The sequence below is a fragment of the Litoreibacter sp. JB4-2 genome, assembly GCF_055693445.1.
On record NZ_CM146334.1, the window covers coordinates 366,483 to 392,800 of the forward strand.

The 26,318-nt window shown below is 56.7% G+C and carries 22 protein-coding genes; 8 read left to right on the forward strand and 14 right to left on the reverse strand.

Features of this window, described 5'->3' with window-relative positions; translation table 11 throughout:
- The first annotated feature begins 1 nt into the window (after position 1).
- The 3 genes from recA (at position 2) to ACZ1G7_RS01875 (ending at position 4,222) form a co-directional block, all read left to right on the forward strand.
- The gene (gene recA / locus ACZ1G7_RS01865; protein ID WP_472661854.1) at positions 2 to 1,096 is read left to right on the forward strand and encodes a recombinase RecA; all 1,095 of its coding nucleotides are present in this window, start codon (positions 2 to 4) and stop codon (positions 1,094 to 1,096) included.
- A gap of 183 nt (positions 1,097 to 1,279) precedes the next feature.
- Positions 1,280 to 3,928: an alanine--tRNA ligase gene (gene alaS, locus ACZ1G7_RS01870; RefSeq protein WP_472661856.1), complete on the forward strand. Its 2,649-nt coding sequence runs from the start codon at positions 1,280 to 1,282 to the stop codon at positions 3,926 to 3,928.
- Between the two features lie 3 nt (positions 3,929 to 3,931).
- Complete coding sequence (locus ACZ1G7_RS01875; RefSeq protein WP_472661858.1) at positions 3,932 to 4,222, forward strand: DUF1330 domain-containing protein; 291 nt, start codon at positions 3,932 to 3,934, stop codon at positions 4,220 to 4,222.
- A gap of 106 nt (positions 4,223 to 4,328) precedes the next feature.
- Here ACZ1G7_RS01875 and ACZ1G7_RS01880 read toward each other — a convergent pair whose 3' ends face one another.
- Both ACZ1G7_RS01880 and ACZ1G7_RS01885 read right to left on the reverse strand, forming a co-directional pair.
- A complete protein-coding gene (locus ACZ1G7_RS01880) occupies positions 4,329 to 6,737 on the reverse strand; it encodes a GcvT family protein (RefSeq protein WP_472661860.1) in 2,409 nt (802 codons plus the stop codon).
- A 71-nt stretch (positions 6,738 to 6,808) separates the two neighbouring features.
- Positions 6,809 to 7,570, reverse strand: a complete 762-nt coding sequence (locus ACZ1G7_RS01885; RefSeq protein ID WP_472661861.1) for an HpcH/HpaI aldolase family protein — start codon at positions 7,568 to 7,570, stop codon at positions 6,809 to 6,811.
- 132 nt (positions 7,571 to 7,702) lie between these two features.
- On the opposite strand from ACZ1G7_RS01885, the gene ACZ1G7_RS01890 reads away from it, so the two are divergent.
- Positions 7,703 to 10,114 (forward strand): GcvT family protein, encoded by a 2,412-nt coding sequence (locus tag ACZ1G7_RS01890; RefSeq protein ID WP_472661863.1) that lies wholly within the window; start codon positions 7,703 to 7,705, stop codon positions 10,112 to 10,114.
- On the opposite strand, the gene ACZ1G7_RS01895 is transcribed toward ACZ1G7_RS01890, so the two are convergent.
- The 8 genes from ACZ1G7_RS01895 to ACZ1G7_RS01930 form a co-directional block, all read right to left on the reverse strand.
- A complete protein-coding gene (locus tag ACZ1G7_RS01895) occupies positions 10,111 to 10,473 on the reverse strand; it encodes a DUF1304 domain-containing protein (RefSeq protein ID WP_472661865.1) in 363 nt (120 codons plus the stop codon). The two genes, ACZ1G7_RS01890 and ACZ1G7_RS01895, sit on opposite strands and share 4 nt — an antisense overlap.
- Positions 10,474 to 10,504: 31 nt before the next feature.
- Positions 10,505 to 10,975 carry a YdeI/OmpD-associated family protein gene (locus ACZ1G7_RS01900; RefSeq protein ID WP_472661867.1) on the reverse strand — a complete coding sequence of 157 codons (471 nt, stop codon included), beginning with the start codon at positions 10,973 to 10,975 and terminating at the stop codon, positions 10,505 to 10,507.
- Positions 10,972 to 12,270, reverse strand: coding sequence for a branched-chain amino acid ABC transporter permease (locus ACZ1G7_RS01905; protein ID WP_472661869.1), 1,299 nt, complete (start codon positions 12,268 to 12,270; stop codon positions 10,972 to 10,974). Before ACZ1G7_RS01905 ends, ACZ1G7_RS01900 begins: the two co-directional genes overlap by 4 nt.
- Positions 12,267 to 13,277, reverse strand: a complete 1,011-nt coding sequence (locus ACZ1G7_RS01910; RefSeq protein WP_472661870.1) for a branched-chain amino acid ABC transporter permease — start codon at positions 13,275 to 13,277, stop codon at positions 12,267 to 12,269. The genes ACZ1G7_RS01905 and ACZ1G7_RS01910 overlap by 4 nt, the downstream gene beginning before the upstream one ends.
- On the reverse strand, positions 13,277 to 13,603 hold the full coding sequence (locus ACZ1G7_RS01915; protein ID WP_472661872.1) for a hypothetical protein: 327 nt from the start codon (positions 13,601 to 13,603) through the stop codon (positions 13,277 to 13,279). Before ACZ1G7_RS01915 ends, ACZ1G7_RS01910 begins: the two co-directional genes overlap by 1 nt.
- A gap of 2 nt (positions 13,604 to 13,605) precedes the next feature.
- A complete protein-coding gene (locus ACZ1G7_RS01920) occupies positions 13,606 to 14,319 on the reverse strand; it encodes an ABC transporter ATP-binding protein (RefSeq protein WP_472661873.1) in 714 nt (237 codons plus the stop codon).
- Positions 14,316 to 15,095, reverse strand: a complete 780-nt coding sequence (locus tag ACZ1G7_RS01925) for an ABC transporter ATP-binding protein (protein WP_472661875.1) — start codon at positions 15,093 to 15,095, stop codon at positions 14,316 to 14,318. The genes ACZ1G7_RS01920 and ACZ1G7_RS01925 overlap by 4 nt, the downstream gene beginning before the upstream one ends.
- Before the next feature lie 73 nt (positions 15,096 to 15,168).
- Complete coding sequence (locus tag ACZ1G7_RS01930) at positions 15,169 to 16,365, reverse strand: ABC transporter substrate-binding protein (protein WP_472661877.1); 1,197 nt, start codon at positions 16,363 to 16,365, stop codon at positions 15,169 to 15,171.
- Between the two features lie 187 nt (positions 16,366 to 16,552).
- Between ACZ1G7_RS01930 and ACZ1G7_RS01935 the strand changes: the two genes are divergently transcribed.
- Positions 16,553 to 17,647, forward strand: coding sequence for a PQQ-dependent sugar dehydrogenase (locus tag ACZ1G7_RS01935; protein ID WP_472661878.1), 1,095 nt, complete (start codon positions 16,553 to 16,555; stop codon positions 17,645 to 17,647).
- Between the two features lie 63 nt (positions 17,648 to 17,710).
- Here ACZ1G7_RS01935 and ACZ1G7_RS01940 read toward each other — a convergent pair whose 3' ends face one another.
- The 3 genes from ACZ1G7_RS01940 to ACZ1G7_RS01950 form a co-directional block, all read right to left on the reverse strand.
- The gene (locus tag ACZ1G7_RS01940) at positions 17,711 to 19,108 is read right to left on the reverse strand and encodes a TRAP transporter large permease (RefSeq protein WP_472661880.1); all 1,398 of its coding nucleotides are present in this window, start codon (positions 19,106 to 19,108) and stop codon (positions 17,711 to 17,713) included.
- On the reverse strand, positions 19,108 to 19,737 hold the full coding sequence (locus ACZ1G7_RS01945; RefSeq protein WP_472661881.1) for a TRAP transporter small permease subunit: 630 nt from the start codon (positions 19,735 to 19,737) through the stop codon (positions 19,108 to 19,110). Before ACZ1G7_RS01945 ends, ACZ1G7_RS01940 begins: the two co-directional genes overlap by 1 nt.
- A gap of 71 nt (positions 19,738 to 19,808) precedes the next feature.
- Positions 19,809 to 20,822, reverse strand: a complete 1,014-nt coding sequence (locus ACZ1G7_RS01950; RefSeq protein WP_472661883.1) for a C4-dicarboxylate TRAP transporter substrate-binding protein — start codon at positions 20,820 to 20,822, stop codon at positions 19,809 to 19,811.
- Between the two features lie 256 nt (positions 20,823 to 21,078).
- Here ACZ1G7_RS01950 and gloB point away from each other — a divergent pair, with 256 nt between their 5' ends.
- From gloB to ACZ1G7_RS01965, 3 genes are all read left to right on the forward strand, one after another.
- Entirely contained in the window at positions 21,079 to 21,834 is a 756-nt protein-coding gene (gloB, locus tag ACZ1G7_RS01955; RefSeq protein ID WP_472661885.1) for a hydroxyacylglutathione hydrolase, read from the forward strand.
- A 68-nt stretch (positions 21,835 to 21,902) separates the two neighbouring features.
- Complete coding sequence (locus ACZ1G7_RS01960; protein ID WP_472661887.1) at positions 21,903 to 23,480, forward strand: ABC transporter substrate-binding protein; 1,578 nt, start codon at positions 21,903 to 21,905, stop codon at positions 23,478 to 23,480.
- 185 nt (positions 23,481 to 23,665) lie between these two features.
- Positions 23,666 to 25,651 carry an acyltransferase family protein gene (locus tag ACZ1G7_RS01965; protein WP_472661888.1) on the forward strand — a complete coding sequence of 662 codons (1,986 nt, stop codon included), beginning with the start codon at positions 23,666 to 23,668 and terminating at the stop codon, positions 25,649 to 25,651.
- On the opposite strand, the gene ACZ1G7_RS01970 is transcribed toward ACZ1G7_RS01965, so the two are convergent.
- Positions 25,652 to 26,317: a GDSL-type esterase/lipase family protein gene (locus tag ACZ1G7_RS01970; protein ID WP_472661889.1), complete on the reverse strand. Its 666-nt coding sequence runs from the start codon at positions 26,315 to 26,317 to the stop codon at positions 25,652 to 25,654. It abuts the gene before it with no gap.
- Between the last annotated feature and the right edge of the window lies 1 nt (position 26,318).

Here is a 26,318-nt window from a genome sequence, read left to right on the forward strand (position 1 = left end):
AATGGCAACAGCAGAACTTTTGAGCATGAGCAGCAAGAACGACACGAATAAGCAAAAGGCGTTGGATTCCGCCCTTGCACAGATTGAGCGCCAGTTTGGCAAAGGCTCGATCATGAAGCTAGGCGACGGCAATGCCGTGCAGGAGATTGAGGCAACATCGACCGGCTCGCTGGGGCTTGATATTGCTCTTGGTATAGGCGGTCTGCCGAAAGGTCGCATCGTTGAAATTTATGGTCCGGAAAGCTCTGGCAAGACGACCCTGACACTGCATACGGTCGCTGAAGAGCAGAAAAAAGGTGGCGTTTGTGCCTTTGTGGACGCCGAACACGCGCTTGACCCTCAATATGCCAAGAAGCTGGGCGTTGACTTAGACGAGTTGCTGATTTCGCAGCCCGATACTGGCGAGCAAGCTTTGGAGATCGTCGACACGCTTGTACGTTCCGGCGCGGTCAACATGATCGTGGTCGACTCGGTTGCGGCGCTGACACCCAAGTCTGAGCTTGAAGGCGACATGGGCGATTCGAGTGTTGGCGTACATGCCCGCTTGATGAGCCAGGCAATGCGTAAACTGACCGGTTCGATCTCACGTTCGAACTGTATGGTGATCTTTATCAACCAAATTCGGATGAAGATTGGCGTCATGTTTGGTTCGCCCGAAACCACGACAGGCGGCAATGCGTTGAAATTCTACTCCTCCGTGCGGCTCGATATTCGGCGCATTGGCGCGATCAAAGATCGTGACGAGGTGGTCGGCAACGCAACCCGCGTGAAGGTAGTTAAGAACAAGGTTGCGCCGCCTTTCAAGCAGGTGGAATTCGACATCATGTATGGCGAAGGCATCTCTAAAATGGGTGAGTTGTTGGATCTTGGCGTGAAAGCCGGCGTTGTGGATAAATCCGGTGCATGGTTCAGCTATGGTGACGAACGGATCGGGCAGGGGCGTGAAAACGCAAAGACCTTCCTGAAGGAAAATAAGCGCTTCGCTTATGAGATCGAGGATAAAATCCGCGCAGCCCACGGTCTGGATTTCGATATGCCAGAAAATGATCCCGACATCGATTTGGTTGAGGATGACGGCGATACGCCGGAGGAATAATTCCGTCGGAGACGGGCACTCCTAAAAGCCCCCGATCCGCTCCAGACGGATCGAGAATATCTCGGGAAAAGGGCGGCTGCTGGGGCCGCCCTTTTCTCGTTTCAGCCCACCCGCTGTGGACAGCGCCAAAAGGCAGGGCTAAACCGAGTCCTAACTTGAATTTTTCGCCAATGGACGCGCCCCATGACCAGCCTGAATGATATCCGGTCCACCTTTCTGAGCTATTTCGAGGCGAACGGTCATTCCGTTCAACCCTCCAGCCCGTTGGTGCCGCGCAATGATCCGACGTTGATGTTCGTCAACTCTGGTATGGTTCAGTTCAAGAACCTGTTCACTGGGCTAGAAACACGCGACTACACCCGCGCGACCACGGCGCAGAAATGTGTCCGGGCGGGCGGCAAGCACAACGATCTCGACAATGTCGGCTACACCGCGCGCCACCACACGTTTTTCGAGATGTTGGGCAATTTCAGCTTCGGAGACTATTTCAAGCATGAGGCGATCCCGTTTGCGTGGAAGCTGATCTCCGAAGAGTTTGGGATCGATAAGAACCGGCTGTCTGTTACCGTCTATCACACCGATGACGAGGCCTTTGACATCTGGAAAAAGCTGGGCGTTCCAGAAGAACGGATCATCCGCATCGCGACCTCTGACAATTTCTGGCAGATGGGGCCAACAGGGCCATGCGGGCCATGCACCGAGATTTTCTACGACCACGGTGAGCATATCTGGGGCGGCCCGCCCGGCAGCCCTGAGGAAGATGGCGATAGGTTTATCGAGATCTGGAACATCGTCTTCATGCAAAACGAGCAGTTCGAAGACGGCTCGATGCGCGCTTTAGACATGCAATCGATCGACACCGGCATGGGGTTGGAACGTATCGCTGCGCTGATGCAGGGAAGCCATGACAATTACGACACTGACCTCTTCAAAGCACTGATTGAAGCGTCCGCAAATGCGACAGGTGTCGATCCCTACGGCGATCAAAACGTGCATCACCGGGTGATTGCCGATCATTTGCGCTCTACCTCATTTTTGATCGCGGACGGGGTGCTGCCATCGAAAGACGGGCGCGGCTATGTGCTGCGTCGCATCATGCGCCGCGCGATGCGCCATGCGCATTTGCTGGGGGCCAAAGACCCGGTCATGTATCGTTTGGTGCCGGAATTGGTCACGCAAATGGGCGCAGCTTACCCTGAACTGCGGCAAGCCCAACCGATGATAGAAGAAACATTGCGCGCCGAAGAGACACGGTTCCGTGAAACTTTGGACCGCGGCTTGAAACTGCTCGATGATGAGTTGAGCACGCTGCCAGAAGGCGCTGAGCTTCCGGGCAAAGCTGCATTCAAGCTCTATGACACATTCGGTTTCCCGCTTGATCTGACGCAGGACGCCTTGCGCGAAAAAGGGCGTGAGGTTGATGTGGCTGGCTTTGACGCCGCGATGGAAGATCAAAAGGCGACCGCACGTGCCGCTTGGTCCGGGTCCGGCGATGCGGCAGATGCAAGCATTTGGTTTGACATTGCTGACGCAAATGGCGCGACGGATTTTCTTGGCTATGACACAGAGAATGCAGAAGGTCAGATAGTGGCGATCGTGAAAGACGGTGCGCAGGTCGAAAGTGCTCAGGCCGGTGACGCCGTTCAGATCGTGACCAACCAGACGCCGTTTTATGCCGAGAGCGGCGGGCAGGTTGGCGACACAGGCGTTCTGCAATCAGGTGAGACCCGCGCCCTTGTGATGGACACGCGCAAAGTGGCGGACGTATTCATACACTTTGCGACTGTCGAAACTGGGGCTTTTGCGAAAGGCGAAGGTGTCGAAATGCGTGTCGATCACGGGCGCCGGAGCACCATCCGAGCCAATCATTCGGCCACACACCTGCTGCATGAAGCCCTGCGCAACGCGCTGGGTGAGCATGTGGCGCAGCGCGGATCGCTCAATGCGCCGGACCGGTTGAGGTTTGATTTCAGCCACAACAGCGCACTGAACCCAAGCGAGCTGAGCCAAGTTGAAGCAGAGGTGAACGCTTTTATCCGCCAGAACACAGCTGTTGAAACACGGATTATGACGCCAGACGATGCACGTGCGATTGGGGCTCAGGCGTTGTTTGGTGAGAAATACGGCGATGAGGTGCGTGTCGTGTCCATGGGCGCAGCGGATACAGGCAAAGGCAGTGACGGCCAGACCTATTCGCTGGAGCTATGCGGCGGGACACATGTGCGCCAAACCGGCGATATCGGGGCGTTTGTGGCATTGGGTGACAGCGCATCGTCGTCAGGTGTGCGCCGGATCGAGGCTTTGACTGGCCAGGCAGCGATGGATTACTTGCGCGCGCAGGACCAGCGTTTGGGCCAGGTGGCTTTGGCATTGAAGGCCCGCCCCGAGGAGGTCGCGGACCGGGTCAAAGCGCTGCAAGAAGAACGCAAAGCGCTTCAGAACGAAATCGCGCAACTTCGGCGCGAGGTTGCTATGGGCGGCGGTGCTGCTGAGGTTGCGGACAAAGAAATCGGTGGCCTCAAGTTCTTCGCGCAGGCGTTGCAAGGTGTCAGCGGCAAAGACCTGCCCGGCTTGATTGATGAGCATAAAACTCGCATGGGCTCGGGCGCGGTGTTGTTGATCGCGGACACGGGCGGCAAAGCGGCCGTGGCCGCTGGTGTCACGTCTGATTTGACAGACACACTGTCGGCCGTCGACTTGGTTAAGGCCGCCGTGATCGAGCTCGGTGGCAAAGGCGGCGGCGGCAGAGCGGATATGGCACAAGGCGGCGGCGCTGATGCGTCTAATGCCGATGCCGCGATTGCGGCTGCAGAAAAAATCATCGGAGGATAGACTATGCCATCAGCGCTTTGGATCGCCCATGTAAAGGTGACGGATCAAGACAGCTACATGAAGTATGCAGCACTTGCGACGGAGGTGATCCCGCAGTTTGGGGGAATGTTCATCGTGCGTAACGGCGCCTATGAACAGCTTGAAGGCAATGACCGCGCCCGCAACGTGGTCGCGCGGTTCCCGAGCCTGCAAGCTGCGCATGATTGTTATAACTCGGACGGGTACCAAAAAGCGCTCAGCTTCGCCAAAAACGCATCCGAGCGCGATCTGGTGATTGTGGAAGAGCTGGAATAAGCTAGCCGCACCGCTCTTCCTTCATTGTTTCAAAAATATTCTGGGGGTTAGGAACGCAAGTTCCGAGGGGGCTAGCCCCCTTCTTACATTTGTTTGAATCGCCCCCTCAACCCCGCATGCGTGCGCCGTCCGGGTCAAACAGCGGCTCAGCAACCAGTACCGCCTTGCGCATTTGCCCCAATATTTCGATTTCGACCTCTAACCCCGGAACCGCTTTTTCGCGCGGCACGAACCCTTGCGCCACAGAGACGCCTGCATGATGCGAGAAACCTCCTGACGTGCAGAACCCCACGACGTCGCTGTCGATGAAGATCGGTTCATAGGCTGTGACGTCAGCATCATCGGCCTCAACAATGAACGCGCAAAGCTTGCGTGCTGGTGGTGTTTCGCGTTCGACCTCGGCCGCGTTGCGACCGATAAAAGGCGCGTCTTTCTTGAAGGAAATGAAACGGTCCATGCCCGTTTCGGCTGCGGTGTAATCAGGCGAAAATTCTGACAGCCAAGAGCCGAAGAACTTGTCGAGGCGCAAGCTCATCATTGCGCGCATGCCGAATGGTGTCATTCCCAAGGGCGCGCCCGCCGCCCACAAAACGGACCAAAGCGCACGCTGATGCATCGGGTCGCAATAGATCTCAAACCCTAAGTCACCAGTGTAGCTGAGGCGTTGAACGATACAGTCGACCGCCCCAATCGTCATGCGACGTACATCCATGAAGCGCATTTCGGACAGATCAGAGCGGGTGCAGGCCTGCACGATGTCGCGCGACTTTGGACCTGCGACCTGAAATCCGGTCAGTCGGTCTGAGACGTTTTCGATGTGAACACCTTCGTCTGCGCGTCTTTCAAACCAACGCATGTGATAGGCTTGGGCGCCGTAGCTCGCTGTCAATTGGAACTCTTCCGGGCCGAGGCACGAAACGGTGAAGTCGCCGATCAACCGGCTTTTCTCGGACAGCATGGGCGTCAGGGACAGGCGGCCTTCGGTTGGAATACGGCCTGCCATGACCACATCCAGCCAGTCGTGCGCCTGCGGACCAGTGACGCGGTATTTTCCGAAATTTTGCACCTCGTTGATGCCTGCCGCTTCGCGCACGGCTTTGACCTCGCGCGCGGTTGCGGCGAAGGCGTTAGAGCGGCGGAAGCTCGGCTCTTCAATACGGGGCTCATCGTCGGTGGCGAAATAATTGACGACCTCCAACCCATATTGCTGCCCCCAGACTGCACCCATGCCTGAAAAGATGTCATACATTGGCGTCGTGGCGTGAGGGCGGGCGGCTGGTAGCTCTTCATTCGGATAGCTGATCGAGAAACGGCGCTGGTAGTTCTCAACAACTTTGGGACGCGTGTAGCCCGGCGTGATCCAGTCACCGAAACGGGCGACATCCATGGCGAATGTATCGCGCTCGCATTCGCCTTCGATCATCCATTGCGCCAGCATCAACCCAACGCCGCCGCCCTGGCTGAACCCGGCCATCACCCCGCAAGCCGACCAATAGTTACGCATACCGGGTACCGGACCGACCAATGGGTTGCCGTCCGGTGCGAAGGTGAAGGGCCCGTGGATCACCGATTTAATACCGGCGCGTTCGAGGACTGGAAAGCGCTTATAGGCAAAAGCCACGCTGTCTTCTATTTTGTCCAAGTTGTCGGGAAGCAGCTCGTGGCCAAAATCCCAAGGGGTGCCATCGACGGCCCAAGGTTCACAAGGCTGTTCATAGAACCCGATGCACAACCCGCGGCCTTCCTGGCGCAGATAGCTTTCGCCTGCCGGGTCCATGACATGTGGATGCTCTGTGTCACGCTCGTAGATTTCGGCGATATCTTCGGTCACCAGATACTGGTGTTGCATTGGGTGCAACGGCAGATACACGCCCGCCATTGCGCCGACTTCTCGTGCCCAAAGACCGCCGGCATTGACGACATGTTCAGCATGGATTGTGCCCTTGTCGGTGACCACATCCCAGCTGCCATCAGGGCGCTGGTTGGTCTCACGTACCATGCAATGCGTTTCAATCGTGGCACCGCCCATACGTGCGGCCTTGGCATAGGCGTGTGTGGTCCCGGATGGATCCAGGTGGCCATCAAGCGGGTCGTATAACCCACCGACAATACCGTCGAGATTGGTCACGGGGGCGATCTTTGCGATCTCCGCAGGGCTTACAATTTGTGTCTCCAGCCCCATGTAGCGGTGTTTGGCGCGTTCCGCGACGAGCATGTCAAACCGGTCTTTGTTGTCAGCCAGGGTGATCCCGCCTACGTGGTGCAGCCCACACGACATGCCCGTGATGGCTTCAAGTTCTTTGTACAGGCGAATGGTGTAGCCCTGAAGGGCCGCCATGTTGGTGTCACCATTGAGCGTATGAAACCCGCCTGCAGCATGCCAGGTCGATCCTGACGTTAACTCGGAGCGTTCGATCAACATCACGTCCGACCAACCCAGCTTGGTCAGGTGATACAAGACGGAGCAGCCGACAACGCCGCCGCCAATCACAGCGACCCGAGTAGTGGTATTCATTGGTATACATTCCCTTTGGCTTGCGTAAATTTTTCACGCGAGACAGGGGTCACATCAAGTCAGAAAACGACCTAACCTGTCGTATCTTTGACCCAGCTTTGCGCCTCCGCCACAGACTGTTGCAACCACAACACGTCAACACCTGCGATGACCCGGTAGCCGCGCGCAAACAACGCACTTGCCTGCGACTTTTGCAGTCCTATGCCGCCCAGCGGCAGCTTTGCCTTCTTTGCGGCGGCTTCAATTTTTGAGACTGCGGCGACAAAGTCAGGATGGTCGAATTGACCAGAGATGCCCAAATCCGTCGAAAGATCAAACGGCGCGGGTACGAGCAGATCAATCCCCTCGACCGCACAGATTGCGTCGATATTTTCAACAGCGTCCTTCGTTTCGACAAGCAAGACGCAACACAGATCGGGCTCAATCGTTTCTCGGTAGGCCATTAACCCGGTTTGCCAACGGGCTTGCGCTAAAAAAGGTCCAAAGCCGCGTGTGCCGTTGGGCGGGTAGCGCATATTCGCGACGGCTTGCTTTGCATCCTGCGCTGTGCGGATAAGCGGGAACACAATGCCTTCCGCGCCCAAATCCAATGCGCGCTTGGTCAGCGGAGCTGTGTTTTCCGCGATCCGTACAAAGGGCGCACAGTCAGTGCCGGTGGTTGCGGCGATCATTGCATGTGCGCTTTCATAGTCGACCGCGCCGTGTTCAAGGTCGATGAATACTGCATCTGCGCCCGCCGCAGCCATGGCTTGCGTGACTGCCGCAGACGGGATCGTGCACATATGCATTGTTAATTTGTCGGTCCCTCTAAGCTTTTCTTTGAAACTTGGCATTGTTGTCTCCCATTTTGGGCAAGACTGGCAGCAATGTCGCGGTGAGGAAAGCTTTTGTCGGCTTGCGAAAAGGATTGCATAGCCGCGCGCGCGTAACGTGAAGTGGGGCAGCGCAATTCAAAGGACGGCAAAGTGAAGACCCACGCACAGGCGGTAGTCATCGGGGGCGGGGTGATTGGATGTTCGATCCTGTACCATCTGACCAAGCTTGGTTGGACCGATGTTGTTCTTCTGGAACGCGATGAATTGACCTCCGGCTCCACCTGGCATGCGGCGGCGAATATTCACGGGTTGCATGACAACAACAACATCACGCGGATTCAAAATTACACAATGGATCTGTACAATAGATTGGAGGCCGAGACGGGGCAAAGCTGCGGTGTTTTCCAGCCCGGCTCGCTTTACTTGGCGCAAACTGAGGCACGCGAACATCAGCTGCGCCTGCAAGCCGCCAAAGCGAAATACTACGGCCTCAACTTCTATGAGGTAACCCGCGACGAGGCCGAACGCCTGCACCCGCTGGTCAATTATGACGGTATTCGCTGCATCATGTATGAACCCTCCGGCGGGAATGTTGACCCATCGGGTGTGACCAACGCCTATGCCACTGGCGCGCGCCAGAACGGTGCGGAGATCTACCGTTTTACGCCTGTCACTGCGACGGATCAGCAATCAGACGGAACCTGGGTGGTGAAAACGCCGAAGGGCGACATTGTGACACCCGTCGTAGTCAACGCCGCCGGGCTTTGGGGGCGCGAGGTCGCGGCATTGGCCGGGATTGATCTGCCGTTGCAACCGACAGAGCACCAGTACTTCGTGACTGAAACGATCCCAGAAATTGATGCTATGTCTCAACGCTTGCCCTCGGTCGCAGACCGCGATGGGGAATACTACCTGCGCCAAGAAGGGCAGGGCCTGTTGGTGGGGGCCTATGAGAAAGACTTGCGGTTCTGGGCTGAGGACGGCACCCCGCAAGGCTTCGGCCATGAGCTGTTCGCCGACGATCTGGAACGGATTGAACCCAACATGATGCGCGCCATAGACCGCGTGCCAGTTGTGGGAACAGCGGGTATCAAACGGGTGATCAACGGCCCGATGATCTGGTCACCCGATAGCAATGCACTTTTCGGACCGGTGCCAGAGTTGAAAGGGTATTTTTGTTGCAACGGCATCATTCCGGGCTTTTCGCAATCCGGCGGCCTTGGCAGCCTGACAGCAGAATGGATTGTCACAGGCGAGCCGAATCTTGATATGTTCCCGTGGGATATGGCGCGGTTCGGTGCGTGGGCTGACAAAAAATTCACCAAAGCGCGCGTCGGCGATCAATATGCCAATCGGTTTTCAATTCATTTCCCGAATGAGGAACGCTCCGCCGGGCGGCCTGCGCGAACGCGACCTGTCTATGAAACGCAGCGCGATATGGGCGCGGTCTTTGGCCTGAATTACGGTTGGGAACATCCGCTTTGGTTTTCCGACACCCGGGGCACCGAAGACACCAACGGATTTACGCGTCAAAACTGGTTCGAGCCGGTTGGTACCGAATGCCGCATGTTGCGTGATGCCGCCGGTATCATCGACATCTCGAATTTCGCCAAATACCGGGTGCGCGGGGCAGGTGCCTCTGATTGGCTGGATAGCGTCTTTGCCAACAACATGCCAAAGGCGGTGGGTCGGTCCTGCTTGACGCCACTGATTGGGGTGCGTGGCGGCATTGCTGGGGACTTTACCGTCACCAAACTGGCAGATGAGGACTTTCTGATCATCGGGTCCGGCATGGCGGAGCGGTATCACCTGCGGTTCTTCAACGCGGTTGCGCGGCCGGGGGCTGTCAGCTTTGAAAGCCAGACAGAGGCTATGTGCGGCTTCAACGTTGCGGGTCCGAAAAGCCGAGCGCTGCTAGAACGCCTCACCAATGCGAGCTTGGCGACGGAAGATTTTCCCTTCATGCGAAGCCAGAAAATAACCCTCGCGGGTGTTGATCTTGTCGCGCTGCGCGTGTCCTTCACTGGTGACTTGGGATGGGAACTGCATTGCAGAACCGAGGATCAATCCCGGCTCTACAAAGCATTGATAGAGGCGGGCAAAGAAGTCGGCGCTGGGCCCGTTGGGTCGCGCGCGCTCATGTCGCTGAGGGTTGAAAAGGGCTATGGATCGTGGAGCCGAGAATATTCGCCCGAATATTGGCCGCAGGAAGTCGGGCTGGATCGTTTGATTAAGCTCGAAAAAGACTTCCTCAACAAAGATGCCTATCTTGGTTTGAAAGACAACGCGCCGCGAGAGCAATTGTCGATTGTTGAAGTGCTTGAGGTCGACCAGGCGGACGCAACGGGCGGGGAGCCGATTTTCTTACCAGATGGGACACCCGTGGGCCGCGTGAGTTCTGGGACCTACGGGTATACGGTCAACAAATCGCTCGCGCTTGGGTTTTTGAAAGATGTCGTGCCGGGTGCCGAGGTCGATGTGATGATCCTTGGCCGCCCGCATCGTGGTGTCGTCTTGGCGGAGCCACCTTTCGATCCGAAAGGTGTGAAGCTGCGCGCTTAGAAAACGTAAAGCGCCGCAAGTGCCAAGATTGCCGGAACGGTTTGCACAAACAAGATGCGTCGAGAGGCCGTCGCCGCGCCGTAAGCCCCTGCAACTGCGACGCAAAGCAAGAAAAAGATTGCGACATTTGATGCCCAAACGGGGTCGCCAATCAGAAGCGACCAGATGAGACCTGCGGCCAAGAAGCCATTATAAAGGCCTTGGTTCGCGGCCATGGATTTCGTCGGTTCGAAAAGGTCCTTCGGAAAGCTCCTGAAGATTTTCGGGCCACGTGAGGTCCAGGCGAACATCTCAAACCACATGATGTAGATGTGCAGCAGCGCGATCAGGGCGATCAGAATAGTTGCGATCATAGACATGAGACTTCTCCAGAAGTTTGGCCGGGCGCGATCATTCAGACAGCATATCAAAAATTTCTGCGATCCGCTTTTGTTTCGTGCTGTGCGCCTTTGCTTTCTCGACCGTGTAGCACAATCCGCGCCTTTTGCCGGGCGTCAGCGCATCCCACACCTCCCGCATTTCCGGGTCCTCATTGAGCGCGTCGACCAGCTCGGGCGGCTCTGACACAGCGTTCTGATCTGCCACGCCGAAGGCCACGCGCAGCCTGTCGCCAATGTTCAAACCGGCGGCTTTCTGGATGTCCTTCGGGATCATTAACCACCTCGGCCCGCCTTTTTGCGGCTGCCATGCGCCCTCAAAATCGAAACCCGCCATCTCGCCTTTCACGCGCAGGCGAGGATGTGCGCCAAAGGGAAGGGCGGCTTCCATTTCGGCTGGTAGGTTGACGCAGACATAGTGGTATTTGCCGAAGTCGCGGATCGTGACCTCAGTTTCAAAATCAAACGGGTAGAATTCCATCATTTCTCGGGGATGAGCCCGCGCGGACTGAACCTCAGCACCAACAGCAAAATGACCCCCATCGTTAGCAACCGCATATGCGCGGTGCTATCCAGCAGGTGATCTTTCAGCCAGTAGCCATCGGTCATGCCGGCCGTGACCAGCTCCATAAAGGCTTGGCCGTACACTTCGACCTGCACCCAGAGGAACGCCACAAGCAGCCCCCCCAGAACGGCGCCATAATTATTGCCCGACCCACCGACGATCACCATGACCCAAATCAGGAAGGTAAAGCGCAGCGGCTGATAGCTGGTGGGTGTCAGTTGTCCGTCCAATGTGGTCAGCATAGCGCCCGCGATCCCGCAAATCGCGGACCCGAGGATAAAGACCTGCAAATGCCGGGCGGTGACGTCTTTGCCCATTGCTTCCGCGGCGACCTCATTGTCGCGGATCGCACGCATCATCCGGCCCCAGGGCGAGCTGAGCGCAAGCTGTGACAGCACCAACAAAAGGATCAAAACGGCGGTGAACAGCAACGAATAGCTGAGCTTCACGTAGAGAGAAGACGCAATTGCGGGCTCCAAACCGAACCCTGTCGCGCGTTCGACGAAGCCCGCGTTGTTTTGCAGATCGATTTCATAAGGAACAGGGCGGGGCAGGCCGACCACGTTTTTGACTCCGCGCGCGAGCCAGTCTTCGTTCTTCAGGATAAAGATGATGATTTCCGCAATGCCCAGTGTTGCAATTGCAAGGTAGTCGGATCGCAATCCCAGTGCGGTCTTCCCGATGATCCATGCAGCGCCCGCGGCCAGAAGTCCGCCCACGGGCCATGACAGGATCACAGGCAGGCCCAATCCGCCAAGATAGCCGGTTCCGGCTGGATTTACGGCTTCAACGGCGGCGACGCCGCTATCAAACACCCCACGATAAAGCACAAAGCCGATGCCCAGGATCACCCATGTCACTAGTGCGCGCTTATTTCCCATAGCCATCTTGGATCGCGTGAAGATCACGGCGGCCAGCGTCAATGCGCCCAAGGTCAAACCTGCGATCACGCCCAGCCCTCCGGCGCGCCATGCCTCCGTCACGGGCGGCATAGATGTCAGCACGACGGCCAGACCGCCCAAAGCCGTGAAGCCCATGATGCCCACATTGAACAGCCCTGCGAGCCCCCATTGCAAGTTCACGCCCAATGCCATGACGGCCGAGATCAGTCCAAAATTCAGAATGAACAAAGCTGAGTTCCACGATGACGTCATGCCCGTGAACACGATCAGCCCGGCCATGGCGACGAACAGCAATATAGCGCGTAGGTTCATACCGATTGCCCCTTGAACAGCCCTGTGGGTTTGAACAGCAGCACGACAATCAGGATCACGAAGCTGACCGCAAATTTGTAGTCCGTGCTGAGAAGTTGGGCCAAACCGTCGGGCTTCATCGCCTCAGGCAAAATGTAGCCGAAGACTTTCTTGTAGGCGTAGGTAATCACAACTTCTGAAAAGGCGATGACAAACCCGCCTGCAATTGCACCGACCGGGCTGCCCAGCCCGCCCACAATCGCGGCGGCAAAAATTGGCAGTAGCAGCTGGAAATAGGTGAACGGTTTGAAGCTTTTATCGAGCCCGTAGAGCGTGCCTGCAATGGTCGCGAGCGCCGCTACGATCAGCCAAGTATACATCACCACACGTTCGGGGTTGATGCCGGAAAGCAGAGCCAAATCCTCATTGTCCGAAAAAGCGCGCATGGACTTTCCGGTGCGGGTTTTGTTGAGAAACCAGAACAAGATCACCACGACGATCACTGCTGTGACGACAGTTAGGCCTTGTGTGGTTTTTATCGCCAACCCCTCGCGTAGGCCGGTCATTTCGCGGAAGTCACGCACCCCAATGATGAAACGCTCACCATCGGCAAAGCGCTGATCGCCCGGGCCAATGACGAGCCGGACCAGCCCGTTCATGATGAACATCACGCCCAAGGACACCATCACGAAGACCACCGGTTTGACGCGTTCGCGTCTGTAGAAACGGTAGACCATGCGATCGGTGCCCAGCAAAAACAGCGCGCAGGCAGCGATCCCGAATGGCAGCGCAAACAGAGCCGTGGGCAGTGGCCCAGCGCTGATACCAGCGCTCTGAAACCCCCAAGTGATCAGGATCACGAACATGGTTCCAAAGGCCATCGTGTCGCCATGCGCGAAGTTAGAAAACCGCAATATGCCGTAGATGAGCGTGACGCCTAACGCGCCCAACGCCAATTGTGCGCCGTAAGCTGTACCGGGGATCAGCACGAAATTGGCAAAAGCCACAATAGCGTTGAGGAAATCCATTATTTGCAGGTGCCCATGTAATTCACCATTTCGGGGCCGCTAAACAGATGCGTCGAATATCGCGCCTGACCATTTTTCTCCCGCGTCAAAGTGTGAAAGGCGCTTTGCGTAAAGCCCGCGAAAACGTTCAATGTTGGGGAGCCGCCTATATTGACCGGGATCGTTTCTGCCGGTGTGATTATGTTGGCGTTTTCAAAGTCGATTTCGACGCTGTAGTTGGTGTCGGCGCAGGCCTCGCCCTCGTAACACTCAGTGGTGAATGTGCAGGTTTCCGCCAAAGCGGGGGATGCAGCCATCACCGTGGCCAGAAGTAGATACTTTTTCATGGTTAACCTCCTAAGAAAGACTTGCGGACATCAGGGTCGGCCAAAAGCGCTTGCCCGGTATCCGTGAAACGGTTGCGGCCTTGCACAAGCACATAGCCTTTATCCGCGATTTCAAGCGCTTGGCGCGCGTTTTGTTCGACCATCAGAATAGAAATGCCAGTGCGCGCAACCTCGATAATGCGGTCAAACAGTTCATCCATCACAATCGGTGAAACACCCGCGGTCGGTTCATCAAGCATCAAGACCTGCGGCTGGGTCATCAGCGCACGACCGACGGCCACTTGTTGGCGTTGTCCACCCGATAACTCACCCGCCGCCTGATTGCGTTTCTCGCCCAGGATCGGAAACAGCGCGTAAATCTCATCAATCGTTTTGCGCAGGTCGTCGCGGCGCAGGAAACCGCCCATTTCCAGGTTTTCCTCGACGCTCATTGAGGTGAAAATATTTGATGTCTGCGGAACGAAAGCCATGCCCTTAGCAACGCGCGCTTGCGGGCTGAGTTTGGTGATGTCTTCGCCAAACAGCCGCACCGCGCCTTGCCGGACATCGAGCATGCCAAAAACGGCTTTCATCGCCGTTGATTTGCCCGCGCCATTTGGGCCCACGATCACCGCGATCTCACCCTTGTCGACAGCAATCGTGCAGTCGTGCAAAATATCGGGACCTTGACCATAGCCGCCCGACATTGTGTCGCCAATTAGGACCGGCTCGCTCATGCTGTTTTCTCTTTATTCTTCAAGCCCGTGCCCAAATAGGCCTCGATCACCTGCTCATTGGCCTTGATTTCATCCAGCGTGCCTTGCGCCAAAACGCGGCCTTCCGCCATGCAGATAACGGGGTCGCAAAGTCGGCCGATGAAATCCATGTCATGCTCGATCACGCAGAACGTGTAGCCACGCTCCTTGTTGAGCCGCAGGATCGCGTCGCCGATGGTGCTCAGCAGTGTGCGGTTCACGCCCGCGCCCACCTCATCAAGGAAGACGATCTTTGCGTCGACCATCATGGTGCGGCCCAGCTCCAACAACTTCTTTTGCCCGCCGGAAATGTTGCCCGCCCGTTCGTCTGAGATGTGGTCAATCGTCAGAAACTCCAGCACCTCATCGGCCTTGGCGGCGAGGGCGCGTTCTTCATCTGCGATGCGTTTGCGCCCAAACCAAGTGTTCCACAGCTTTTCGCCTGATTGCCCGCCCGGGACCATCATCAGGTTTTCGCGCAGGGTCATCGAATGGAACTCATGCGCAATTTGAAACGTGCGCAACAGCCCTTTGCCGAAAAGCGTATGCGGCGGCAGGCCTGTGATGTCCTCGCCGTCCATAAAAACCTTGCCCGAGGTCGGCTCCAACACGCCCGCGATGACGTTGAACAGCGTGGTTTTTCCCGCCCCGTTAGGCCCGATCAACCCGGTGATGGAGCCGGTCTCGATGCGCAAGCTCGACCCGTCAACGGCGTGGAATCCACCGAAATGCTTGTGCAAGTCCTGCACTTCAATCATAGGAGCGTCCCCTCAAAAAACAGCCCGGTGCACATGTCGCATCCGGGCTGCTTTTACGCGTCAGTCGGTCAGATCAGCGGTATTGAACCGTTGTGATCTTGCCGCCTTTGACTTCGATCTGGCGGTAGTTGCCAGCAGATTCGCCCGGCCCAATCAGCTCAACAGCCGATGCGCCTTCAAAATCTACCTCGCCGCCATTCTTGAGGATTTCCAAAGCTTTGGTCAGCTCGCCCGGGTAGATTTTTTCGCCCGGCGCGTTTGCCACATCCATGACCTTGCCTTTGTATTCCGCCGGGTCGGTGGAGCCTGCTGCCTGCATCGCCAGCATGATCAGTGCCGCTGCGTCATAGCTTTCTGCAGCAAACGGGCCTGAGCCGTTAAAGCCGCCAGCTTCGCCGATGGCCGCCAGTTTCGAAGCACCGGGGCCGTCTGAGCCCGGTACCTGACCGGTCGAGCCTTCGATTTGGTCGCCAAAACGTGCTTCCAGCGAGTCGCCGATCATACCGTCTGGCAAGTGGAACGTGTCGAACGCGCCTGTGTCCAGTGCCGCTTGGATGATGCCCGGCCCACCTTGGTCAATGTAGCCCGCGACAACCAGACGCTCGCCGCCCGCAGATGCCAATGCGCCGACCTCAGCCGAATAGTCCGCTTTACCATCTTCATGGGCTGCGTTGATCGTTACTGTGCCACCCGCCGCTGTAAATGCAGCCTCAAAGCTGTCGGCCAGACCTTTGCCATAATCATTGTTGGTGAAGGTTACTGCGACTTCCTTGATGCCTTGCTCCATCAGAACTTCGGTCATCACGACGCCTTGGCGCGCATCCGACGGTGCGGTGCGGAAGAACAGGTCGTTGTCTTCGATCGTCGACAATGCAGGCGATGTGGCCGAAGGCGAAATCATCACCATGCCGTTTGCCAAGGCAACGTTGGCGAAGGCCGCACCAGTCGCGCCGGAACACAGCGCGCCGACGATGCCGGATACACCGTCAGACGTCACAAGGCGTTCAGCTACAGCCGTAGCAGCGGTTGCGTCGATACATGTAGAGTCGCCGCGCACCGGCGTCACTTTCGCACCGTCCATCAGCATACCGCCCTCAGTGACTTCGGCCATTGCGGCCTCCGCGCCTGCGGCCATGTCAGGGGCCAGCGATTCAGCAGGACCCGTAAAGCCCAGCATAACGCCCAGTTTGATGTCATTTGCGTGGCCGTCAGCGAATGCGCCGTTTACCATCATTGCCGTTGCGGTACTCGCAAGTAGCAGTTTTTTCATTCTCTCTCTCCCAGTTAGACCTTGAGTGGTCTTTAATGGCGAATAATCTAGGACGAAGCCAGCCACTTGGAAAGCCCAACATAGGGTCAAGCGGCGGTGAAATTCACTGTTCACGAGACGTTTACAGTGGTTTTTGTTCTCTTCATTCGCACTAAGTCCTCAGTTAGCCAACACGCAGGAGCACGCTATGACCCGGATACCTTTGATTTTCGCAACCATCGCCGCTGCGGGCGCGTTCCCAGCACTTGCTATGGACAGCACCCAAGGGTCCTTGATGGTGACACAGATTGCCGGTGATTTTGATGAACCCTGGGGTATTGGCCATCTGCCGAACGGTGGTGTTCTCGTTACTGAGCGCGACGGTGCAGTTATTCATCTGCGCCCAGGTGGCTCCCGCGTCTCTCTCAGCGGTGTGCCCGAGGTGGTCGCTGACGGGCAGGGCGGGTTACTCGATGTCATGATCCCGCGTGATTTTGCTCAAAGCAGGGAGGTTTTTCTTTCCTATGTTGCGCAAGAAGCCGGCGGCGTTGGAACGGCGCTGGGTGTTGGTCGTTTGAACGCCGACGGCACTGGCTTTGATGGTTTCAAAAAGCTCTGGCAAATGGCGCCGCACCCAGGCGAGGGACGACATTTCGGTTCCCGGATTGTTGAGGGATTGGATGGTCATATTTACCTGACGACAGGTGATCGCGGCGACAGGCCGTCGGCTCAAGAACTGACCAACCACAATGGTGCAGTGATCCGCTTGAACCGCACGGGATTGGTGCCCGAGGACAACCCGTTGGTAGGTGTTGCTGAGGCAGAGCCAGCTATTTATTCCTACGGTCACCGCAACCCGCAAGGTGCGGCGCTTGATCTGCAAGGCAACCTTTGGGTCGTCGAGCACGGAGCGCGCGGCGGCGACGAGGTCAACAAGATTACTCCAGGCGCTAATTACGGCTGGCCTGTGATCAGCTACGGGCGGCATTATTCAGGCGACAAGATTGGGGAAGGGACGGAAAAGGTCGGGATGGAGCAACCGCAGCACTACTGGGACCCCTCTATCGCGCCATCGGGGATGATGATCTATTCCGGCGCGCTTTGGCCGGAATGGGAGGGCGACATCTTTGTCGGATCGCTCAAGTTCGACTATATTTCCCGGTTATCTGGCGAAGACCTTGATGAGGTGGAGCAGCTTTCAAGCAGAGAAACCGGGCGCGTTCGCGACATCGTTGAAGGGCCAGATGGCGCAATCTGGTTCCTCTCGGTTGAAAATGGAGCGCTCTACAAGGTCACGCCATAGGTTACAAAGGCATGACGCCGCTGCTTCGTTCTGTCAGAAATACTCAAATTGGCATGCCTGCCGTCACACAAGCGACGGCAGCCACAACACGATTCCGGGAAAAGCGACGAGCAATGCAATCGTGATCCCGTCTGCGATGAAGAACGGGGTCACACCCTTGAACACATCTTGCACCGTCAGATCGTCGCGCACGCCGGCGACAACAAAGCAGTTCAGCCCGATGGGGGGCGTGATCAGGCAGAACTCCGCCATCTTCACCACCAATATCCCGAACCAGATCGCGCACATTGTGCCCGACATGCCGAACGCACTGTCCGCGGCAGCTACAGTTTCACCGCCATTCAGCGCCATCACCGCCGGGTAGACCACGGGCAAGGTCAGCAAAAGCATTCCAATGGCGTCCATGAACATGCCCAGAACCGCGTAGGCCAGCAGGATGCAGATCAGGATCAGCATCGGCGACATCTCCAGCGAGGTGATCCACGCCGCAAACGCGTCTGGCAACTCGGCGAAGCCCAGGAAGCGCACATAGATCAACACGCCCCAGATGATCGAGAAGATCATCACCGTCAGCTTGGCCGTCTCCAGCAGGGCCTCTTTCAGCTTGGCCCAGCGCATGCCTTTGTACAAAGCCATCAGGAAGACGATGAACGCGCCCACTGCGCCGCCCTCGGTCGGCGTGCCCCAGGCATCACCGAACGGGTTGTAGACGAAGAAGATGATGATCACGACGACGGCCACAATGGGCAGGGCAGGCGGCAAGCTTTCAAAGCGCTGCTTCCATGTGAAGCCGGTTACAGGCGGGCCCACGGTCTTGAACATCACCGCCATGCCGATGATCAGACCCGCATAGACGACTGCCGAAAACGCGCCGGGGATGAAGCCCGCCAGAAGCAATTTGCCGACGTCTTGTTCAACGATGATCGCGTAGATCACCAGAATTGCCGATGGCGGAATGAGCGACGCCAAAGTGCCGCCAGCCGCGACAACACCGGCCGCGAATTGTTTGTTGTAGCCAACTTTTAGCATTTCTGGGATCGCAATCCGGGCAAACACAGCAGCCGTGGCCACCGACGCACCCGATACTGCGGCAAAGCCCGCTGTCGCAAAAACGGTCGACACAGCCAAACCGCCCGGCACCCACGCAAACCAGCGCTTACAGGCCTCAAACAGCGCGGTCGTCAGCTTGGCATGGTAGGCCAGATAACCGATCATGATGAAGACCGGAATCAGGCTCAGTACCTGCGCCGAGACTTTCGAATGCGGGGTCAGGCCTGCAATCTTGACGCTGATCTCTATGGCTTTCCAAAACCGTTCCGGGTCATAGTCGAACCCGTTCCAGCGCAGCCAGCAAAGGCCAACAAACCCGGCAAGCCCGGCGGCAAAGGCAACACGCATGCCCAAAATAACGAACACCAGCATCCCGCCGGAGACCCATAGGCCAATTGTGATCGGTTCCATCAATCAGACCCTTCGAGTGATTCAGCTTCCAGACGCGCCTGTTCTGCGACAGACAGTGTGAGCGGCACCGCTACAGGGTTTTCCAACCCTTTGATCAGCGCGCGCGTGTAGCCCCAGGCCTGCAGCAAAAGGCGCAGGACAAGCACGCCGAAGGCAATCGGCACGACCAATTTGCTGGGCCAGATCGGAATACCCACATCGATTGAGCTATCGCGGCTGCACAAAGGGCGCGCGCAATCAAAGGAACGGTCGAAATGTTCCCATGCGCCATAGGTAAGGGCCAAAATCAGCAATAAGATTAAGAGGATGGAGACCAGCTCGAAAAACCACAAAATGCGCCCACTCAGCGCCCCAACCAGCATGTCCATACGGATATGGCTGCCGTCGCGCTGCACGTAGGATACGCCCATGATCGCGATGATCGGCATCGCGGCCTCGATATAGTCGACATAACCCATCATGGGGGAGGCGAAGAATTTGCGCCCGGTGACCGAATAGGCGGCCAAGAACATCAATGAAAAAACCGCAAGGCCCGAGATAAGCGCCATGATACGCTCAATCGGTAGCAACGCGCGGTCCAGTCGTGACAATAGGCTGGAATCTTCCAGCACGGCGGATGAACCTGCCATCGGTGAGCCCCCCAAATGGAAAAAGGCCGCGCCCCTCAGAAAAAGGGGCGCGGCAATCTTAAATCAACAGCTTAGCTGCCGCGGTGATCGTTGAGCGTCTTAATCACAAGATCATAGAGCTCTTGACCTGGCATGCCCTGGGCTTCCATTTCAGCGATCCAAGCTTCACGGGCCGGGTCTGCAGCAATTGTGCGGAACTCGTCCAACACGGCTTGGTCGATCTCAACCTTTTGCACGCCTTTTTCCGCCAAGACGCCATCCCACTTTTCGAGCAGCTCGGCATAGTTTGCCAGATAGTGGTCCAGTGCCTCATCGACCGAGCTATCCAGCGCTTCACGCTCGGCGTCGCTCAGGCTTTCATAGGCGTCGATATTGACAACAACCGGGCAGTTTACGGTGCCGGGGTTCAAGTTTGCTGTCCACCAGTCGGCCTGGTTGATCGTGCCAAAGGATAGATGCGCGTGCTGAGCAAATGCTACTGTGTCGACAACGCCCGACTCCATGGCTTGGTAAGCTTCGGTTGCCGTTACCGATGTTGGAACGGCGCCAACCGCTTCAAAGGCTTTGCCCAAACCGCCTGTTGCGCGAACCCGCATGCCTTCCATGTCGGCCAGTGTGGCACGTGGATCACCGGTGCCTACCAGGTTGTATTGCGGCATTGGGGAAGTCATCAGCAGCTTGGCGTTCCACTGCGCCATTTCTTCTGTCGCGGCAGGGTGCGCGTAAACGGCTTTCGAGACAGCAACCTCTTCCTCAAGGTTGGAAACACCAAGGAATGGCAACTCAAGCACGGTCACAACGCGGTTTTTGTCGCGGTGGTAGCCCGCGCAGAACTGCGCCATTTCAAATGCGCCAATGGAAATGCCGTCGAGGTTTTCGCGGTTTTTCGACAGGCCACCATAGGAAATGTTCATTGTGAACTCGCCGCCGGTTTTCTCAGAAACCAATTCTGCAAGCTTTTCGACATGCTCAGTAAAGGCGCGGCGCTTGCCCCAAACGGAGACATTCCATTCTGTTGCAGCAGCTTCCGTGACGAAAGCGACGGACAAAGCGACACCACAGGCTGTGGTCAAATATTTATTCATGAGGTCCTCCCAGATATGCCCTTATGGGCAAACATAAATTATGCCTTGAAGTGTTATTCGCCTACAGGGTTTGTTCAACAGCCGACCTCCGGTTTTTGTGATTTTTCATCTAACTAGCTGAATTAATTATTGAAAATATTTCTGCGGTCGTAATTGTGCTTACCTATGTGCGGAAAAGCGCACGGTTTCCGGCTGATTGCTTCCACGTCTGCGCCGTGCGACCTTGCGCCCAAATCAGTTTTGAAGCGGAGGGGCCATGGCTCTGAAATTCCAGCAGTTCAGCTATAATTCGGACAATTACGGCGTCTTGGTGCATGATCCAGATAGCGGTCAAACCGCCTGCATAGATGCAGGTGATGCAGGCGCGATTATGGATGCGCTTGCGGCGACAGGTTGGCAATTGTCGGAGTTGTGGATCACGCATCATCACTGGGATCATGTTGACGGTTTGGCCGAAGTCAAAGCAGCGACAGGGTGCAAAGTGACCGGCCCTGATGGGATCAAAGGTGTTGACCGTGTTGTTGCGGGCGGCGACAGCTTCGAATTTGCGGGTCAGAAAGTTCAGTTGATCCACACGCCCGGCCACACGCTGGACATGCTGAACTACCATATCCCTGCTGCGGCGACGGTATTTACAGGTGACAGCCTGTTTGTGCTGGGGTGTGGGCGGCTCTTTGAAGGCGATGGGCCAATGATGTGGGCGAGCCTGCAAAAGCTGATGGCGCTACCGCCGAACACCGTGATCTATTGCGCGCATGAATATACGCTGGCCAATGCTGAATTTGCGCTCAGTGTGGACCCTGACAATCCCGCGCTAAAGGCACAGATTGGCCGCGTCCGCATGATGCGCGCGGCGGGCGAGCCGACCGTGCCAACAGATTTAGCGACTGAACTGGCGACAAACCCGTTTTTGCGCCCGGACGACCCGGACATCCGGGCCCATCTTGGCATGATGCAGGCGAGCGATGCCGAGGTTTTTACCGAAATACGCGCGCGCAAAGACAGGTTCTAACCACTTGCAATTCGCCGCGCAGGCAGCAAACATAAATTCAGAAAATCAAAATTCTTGGGAGAAGCATTATGAAAACGGTAACCGTATTGGCGGCGGCCTTGTTGGCCACGACCACATTGGCGACCTCGGCCGAAACGCTGCGCTGGGCGCGGGCTGGCGACTCGCTGACGCTCGATCCACATGCTCAAAACGAGGGGCCAACTTCAACTCTGGCGCACCAGATCATGGAGCCGCTGATCATTCGCAACCATGAAGGTGAGATGACCCCGGCACTTGCAACAGAATGGGCGCCGTCGGAAGAAAACCCCAATGTCTGGGTCTTCAAACTGCGCGAAGGTGTGACCTTCCATGATGGGTCTGCATTCACGGCGGATGACGTGATCTTTTCGCTGAACCGGTCCATGTCACCCGATAGCGACTATAAAGAACTGCTCGCCTCAGTCGTCGATGTGCGCGCCGTTGATGATTACACCGTCGAAATTGAAACCGGCGGCCCGAACCCGATCATGCCCAACAACCTGACCAACATGTTCATCATGGACAAGGAATGGGCGGAGGCGAACAATGCCGTCAAAGTGCAGGATTACGAGGGCGGTGAAGACACATACGCGGCCAAAAATGCCAACGGCACCGGGCCCTATAAGCTGGTTTCGCGCGAACCCGATGTCAAAACCGTCTTGACGCTGAATGAGAATTATTGGGGCATCGATGAATATCCTCTCGATGTGACAGAGATCATCTACACCCCGATCCAGAATGCGGCGACACGTGTGGCGGCCTTGTTGTCAGGCGAGGTTGATTTCATCCAGGACGTGCCGGTGCAAGACTTGGCGCGCGTTGATGAAACGGATGGTCTGGACGTGCGCACCGCGCCGCAAAACCGGGTCATTTTCTTCGGCATGAATATGGGTGACGAAGACCTTGTGAACGACAACATCGAAGGCACCAACCCATTCGCCGATGTACGCGTACGCCGGGCGATGAACCTGGCCATCAACCGTGACGCCATCAAGCAAGTGGTTATGCGGGGACAATCCTTCCCGGCAGGGATGATCGCACCGCCATTTGTAAATGGCTGGAACGAAGAAATGGACAGCGCGTCAAAAACCGACATCGAGGCGGCCAAGGCACTCCTGACCGAGGCGGGCTATCCGGACGGTTTCACCATTCAGCTCGATTGCCCAAATGACCGTTATGTCAACGACGAAGGCATCTGTCAGGCTGCTGTCGGGATGTTTGGTCAGATCGGCGTGACCGTAAATCTTGACGCCAAGCCAAAGGCCCAGCACTTCCCGCTGCTCAGCAATTATGAGACCGATTTCTACATGCTGGGCTGGGGCGTTCCGACCTACGACTCTGAGTATATCTTCAACTTCCTGGTGCACGGCCGGGATGACAAATACGGCTCTTGGAATGCGGTGCGTTACAACAACCCTGAGCTGAACGCGAAGATCCAGTCGCTTGCCTCCAACACCGACCTGGAAGCGCGCAACGCCGATATCAATGAAATCTGGCAGGTTGTGCAGGATGAAGCGCTTTATATCCCAATCCACCACCAAGTGCTGAACTGGGGCATGAAGTCCAATGTTGGCACGATTGTTGAGCCTGAGGACAACCCGAAGATCAAATTCTTCACGCTCAATTAAGTCGCAACCGACTGTTTTGAAACGAAAGGCCTCCGGTTAAACCCGGGGGCCTTTTGATATCAGCGATGGTTCAATCCAGGGTTTGCACAAAGGCAACAAATCCTGATGCAATCCGGCCGGGCGTTGTCCCCGCGCCGTTGCCTGATCTAGGCTTTTCAAACAGACACGAGCACCAAGGCCCCCGATTGCAATATCGCCCAGAAATTGACGGTTTGCGCGCTATAGCCGTGGTCCCGGTGATCTTGTTCCACGCCGATGTTGCCTTTTTCCAAGGCGGTTTCGTTGGGGTGGACGTGTTCTTTGTGATCAGCGGCTATCTCATCACCACACTTTTGGCCTCCGAGATGGCGGAGGATCGGTTCAGCCTTCTGACCTTTTACGAGCGTCGTGCGCGGCGACTTTTGCCTGCGCTTTGGTGCGTGGCGCCTGTGGCTTCCTTCGGTGCGTGGGCCGTTCTGATGCCCAGCGAGATGGTGGACTACTTGCAAAGTCTGCTGGCTGTGCTCAGCTTTTCCTCCAACATCCTGTTTTGGTACGAAACGGGGTATTTTGAGGCCGCCGCCGAGCTGAAACCGCTGCTCCACACCTGGAGCCTTGCCGTCGAAGAACAGTATTACATTGTCTTTCCGCTTCTGTTGATGGCGCTTTGGCGGTTTGGCACCCGAGCAATAGTGGCGGTTCTGATCGTACTGCTTTCTCTTAGCCTTTCACTGGCAATTCTCTTGATCGGGCAAGAACCCAGCTTTGCCTTCTTCATGCTTCCCACGCGCGCGTGGGAGTTGCTAATTGGCGCGATTTTGGCTTTCTTCATGATGAAGCGCGAACCTGATCTCTTTTCAGGCCCAATCATTGCGCAAATTAGCGGCGCCGCCGGGCTTGGACTGATCGCATATGCTGTCTTTGCGTTTGACGCGCAGACGCTGACGCCGGGCGCGTCAACGCTGATCCCGACATGTGGTGCGGCCCTCGTCATTGCTTTCGCGCGCCCGGGCACAGCAGCCCATTGGCTTTTGGTGCAGCGCGCTATGGTCGGGATCGGATTGATCAGCTACAGCTTGTATCTCTGGCATCAGCCACTGCTTGCTTTGGCGAAATACGTCTATTTCGGGCATGCACCTGCGCACGTGTTGCTTTCTCTGGCTGCATTCAGCATCCCTTTGGCCTACTTGACTTGGCGCTTTGTCGAACAGCCTTTTCGCAAACCGGGAGGCGTTTCGCGGAAGGCTCTCGTCGGGGCAATAGCTGTGACGACCCTATGTATCGCAGCGTTTGCGGCAATCGGTCTTGGGCAGGCAGGATACAAAGATCGGTTCAACGCTTTCCCGCCAGAGGTCAATGCAACGCTGGTTCGTCCACAAATTGGCCGTGCCTGTTTCGATGTGCGTTTTATGCATGAACGAGAGCCGTGGCTTTGCGACCTAGGCGCAGACAAAGACGCGGCGCAATTCGCTGTTTTCGGCGACTCCCATGCTGCGGTATCTCTGGCCGCGTTTGATCGCGTTGCCATGTCGCTGGGCCAAAGCGGCGTTGCGGCGGGGGCGGGGGGATGTCCGCCCTTACTTGGTGTCACCGCCTCCAGCCGGTTTGGACGTTCCATTGATTGTCGTGCGCTCAATGAGCGTGGCTTCAACTATGTGCGCGACGCTGGGATCAAGATGGTTTTTCTGATCGCTCGGTGGAGTTTTTATACTGATGGCGGCTATGATGGAGCGAATTTCCAATACTTAAGACTTGATGCTGGCGAGGCCCGCAGCAAGGAGTCCAGCCGGGCGGCGTTTGCCGAAGGGTTGGCTGAGACTGTCAGGCGCTACCGTGAAATTGGGGTTGAAGTGGTGATCCTTGGCCAGACGCCCGAGCAGCTGCTCGACGCGAAAATTCTGTATCCACGGCTCTTTGCACGCCTGAACGACGCCCCGGCGATAGATGCAGCACTACACGCAGCTTCCGTCGACCGCGCACGCCATGAACGGCTGCAGAGCTTTGTCATGGAACAATTTGCGACGTATGAAGCGCGCGAGGAGATTACTCTGATCACGCTCGACGATCTGCTTTGCGATGCGACGACCTGCCTGATCGGGACCGCTAGGGGCGCGCTCTATTTTGACGATGACCACCTGTCCAGCGACGGAGCCAAACTGATTGAACCGAAATTGCACGCAGCGCTTCGTTGATCAATCGCCACCCAAGATGCGCGCCACATGGCTGGCAATCTCGCGACCCAAAACGGCATTGTCTTCACTGCTGAAATGGATGCCGTCGCCGCCCTGAGCCTGCAAATGATCGCCCGCGTACAGCAGCGGGATTTGGTGTGCCTTCGCGATCTGCTGATAGAGTGTTTGCCATCTTTGCAGTTTGGCATTGGCGCCAAAGAAGCGGTGCTCGGGGTCGGTATTGCAAGTGTCCGAGATGGGCGAGGGGGCAACAAGCAGGATTTTTGGTGGGTCATAGTAAGAGGCGTCATCTCCCGCCGAGCGGTTCACTTGCGCGATAAGTTCTTCCATATCAGCCCTTATATCCGCGTCACTGCGCCCATAAGGGGCTTTCGCGTCATTGGTGCCCAACGCAATGATCACAAGCGCCAGCGGGGTATGCGAGGCAAGTACAGTGGGAAGAATGTCGCGCGCACTCAGGGTGATCTCACCTGTCTCGTTGTAGCCAAGCGTGCGCCCGTTCAACCCTTCTTCGACAACGTTGTAGGTGCTGGGTAAGGCTTGGGCCATCACGCCCGGCCAACGGTCAGGCCAATCGTAGCGGGGCTCACCTGTTTCCTGCCAATCTGCGTTAAACCCCCAGGTCAGGGAGTCGCCAAAGCAAAGTATCGAAGGCTTGTGTGACACC

Excerpts from the sequence above, each read along its gene's own strand:
- ACZ1G7_RS01920 (WP_472661873.1), bottom strand. The coding sequence starts at position 14,319 with ATGAGCGAGCCGGTCCTAATTGGCGACACAATGTCGGGCGGCTATGGT.
- ACZ1G7_RS01875 (WP_472661858.1), top strand. The coding sequence starts at position 3,932 with ATGCCATCAGCGCTTTGGATCGCCCATGTAAAGGTGACGGATCAAGAC.
- ACZ1G7_RS01910 (WP_472661870.1), bottom strand. The coding sequence starts at position 13,277 with ATGGATTTCCTCAACGCTATTGTGGCTTTTGCCAATTTCGTGCTGATC.
- ACZ1G7_RS01915 (WP_472661872.1), bottom strand. The coding sequence starts at position 13,603 with ATGAAAAAGTATCTACTTCTGGCCACGGTGATGGCTGCATCCCCCGCT.
- alaS (WP_472661856.1), top strand. The coding sequence starts at position 1,280 with ATGACCAGCCTGAATGATATCCGGTCCACCTTTCTGAGCTATTTCGAG.
- ACZ1G7_RS01950 (WP_472661883.1), bottom strand. The coding sequence starts at position 20,822 with ATGAATAAATATTTGACCACAGCCTGTGGTGTCGCTTTGTCCGTCGCT.
- ACZ1G7_RS01930 (WP_472661877.1), bottom strand. The coding sequence starts at position 16,365 with ATGAAAAAACTGCTACTTGCGAGTACCGCAACGGCAATGATGGTAAAC.
- ACZ1G7_RS01935 (WP_472661878.1), top strand. The coding sequence starts at position 16,553 with ATGACCCGGATACCTTTGATTTTCGCAACCATCGCCGCTGCGGGCGCG.
- ACZ1G7_RS01885 (WP_472661861.1), bottom strand. The coding sequence starts at position 7,570 with ATGCCAAGTTTCAAAGAAAAGCTTAGAGGGACCGACAAATTAACAATG.
- gloB (WP_472661885.1), top strand. The coding sequence starts at position 21,079 with ATGGCTCTGAAATTCCAGCAGTTCAGCTATAATTCGGACAATTACGGC.
- ACZ1G7_RS01925 (WP_472661875.1), bottom strand. The coding sequence starts at position 15,095 with ATGATTGAAGTGCAGGACTTGCACAAGCATTTCGGTGGATTCCACGCC.
- ACZ1G7_RS01895 (WP_472661865.1), bottom strand. The coding sequence starts at position 10,473 with ATGTCTATGATCGCAACTATTCTGATCGCCCTGATCGCGCTGCTGCAC.
- recA (WP_472661854.1), top strand. The coding sequence starts at position 2 with ATGGCAACAGCAGAACTTTTGAGCATGAGCAGCAAGAACGACACGAAT.
- ACZ1G7_RS01940 (WP_472661880.1), bottom strand. The coding sequence starts at position 19,108 with ATGGAACCGATCACAATTGGCCTATGGGTCTCCGGCGGGATGCTGGTG.
- ACZ1G7_RS01905 (WP_472661869.1), bottom strand. The coding sequence starts at position 12,270 with ATGAACCTACGCGCTATATTGCTGTTCGTCGCCATGGCCGGGCTGATC.
- ACZ1G7_RS01880 (WP_472661860.1), bottom strand. The coding sequence starts at position 6,737 with ATGAATACCACTACTCGGGTCGCTGTGATTGGCGGCGGCGTTGTCGGC.
- ACZ1G7_RS01900 (WP_472661867.1), bottom strand. The coding sequence starts at position 10,975 with ATGATGGAATTCTACCCGTTTGATTTTGAAACTGAGGTCACGATCCGC.
- ACZ1G7_RS01960 (WP_472661887.1), top strand. The coding sequence starts at position 21,903 with ATGAAAACGGTAACCGTATTGGCGGCGGCCTTGTTGGCCACGACCACA.
- ACZ1G7_RS01945 (WP_472661881.1), bottom strand. The coding sequence starts at position 19,737 with ATGGCAGGTTCATCCGCCGTGCTGGAAGATTCCAGCCTATTGTCACGA.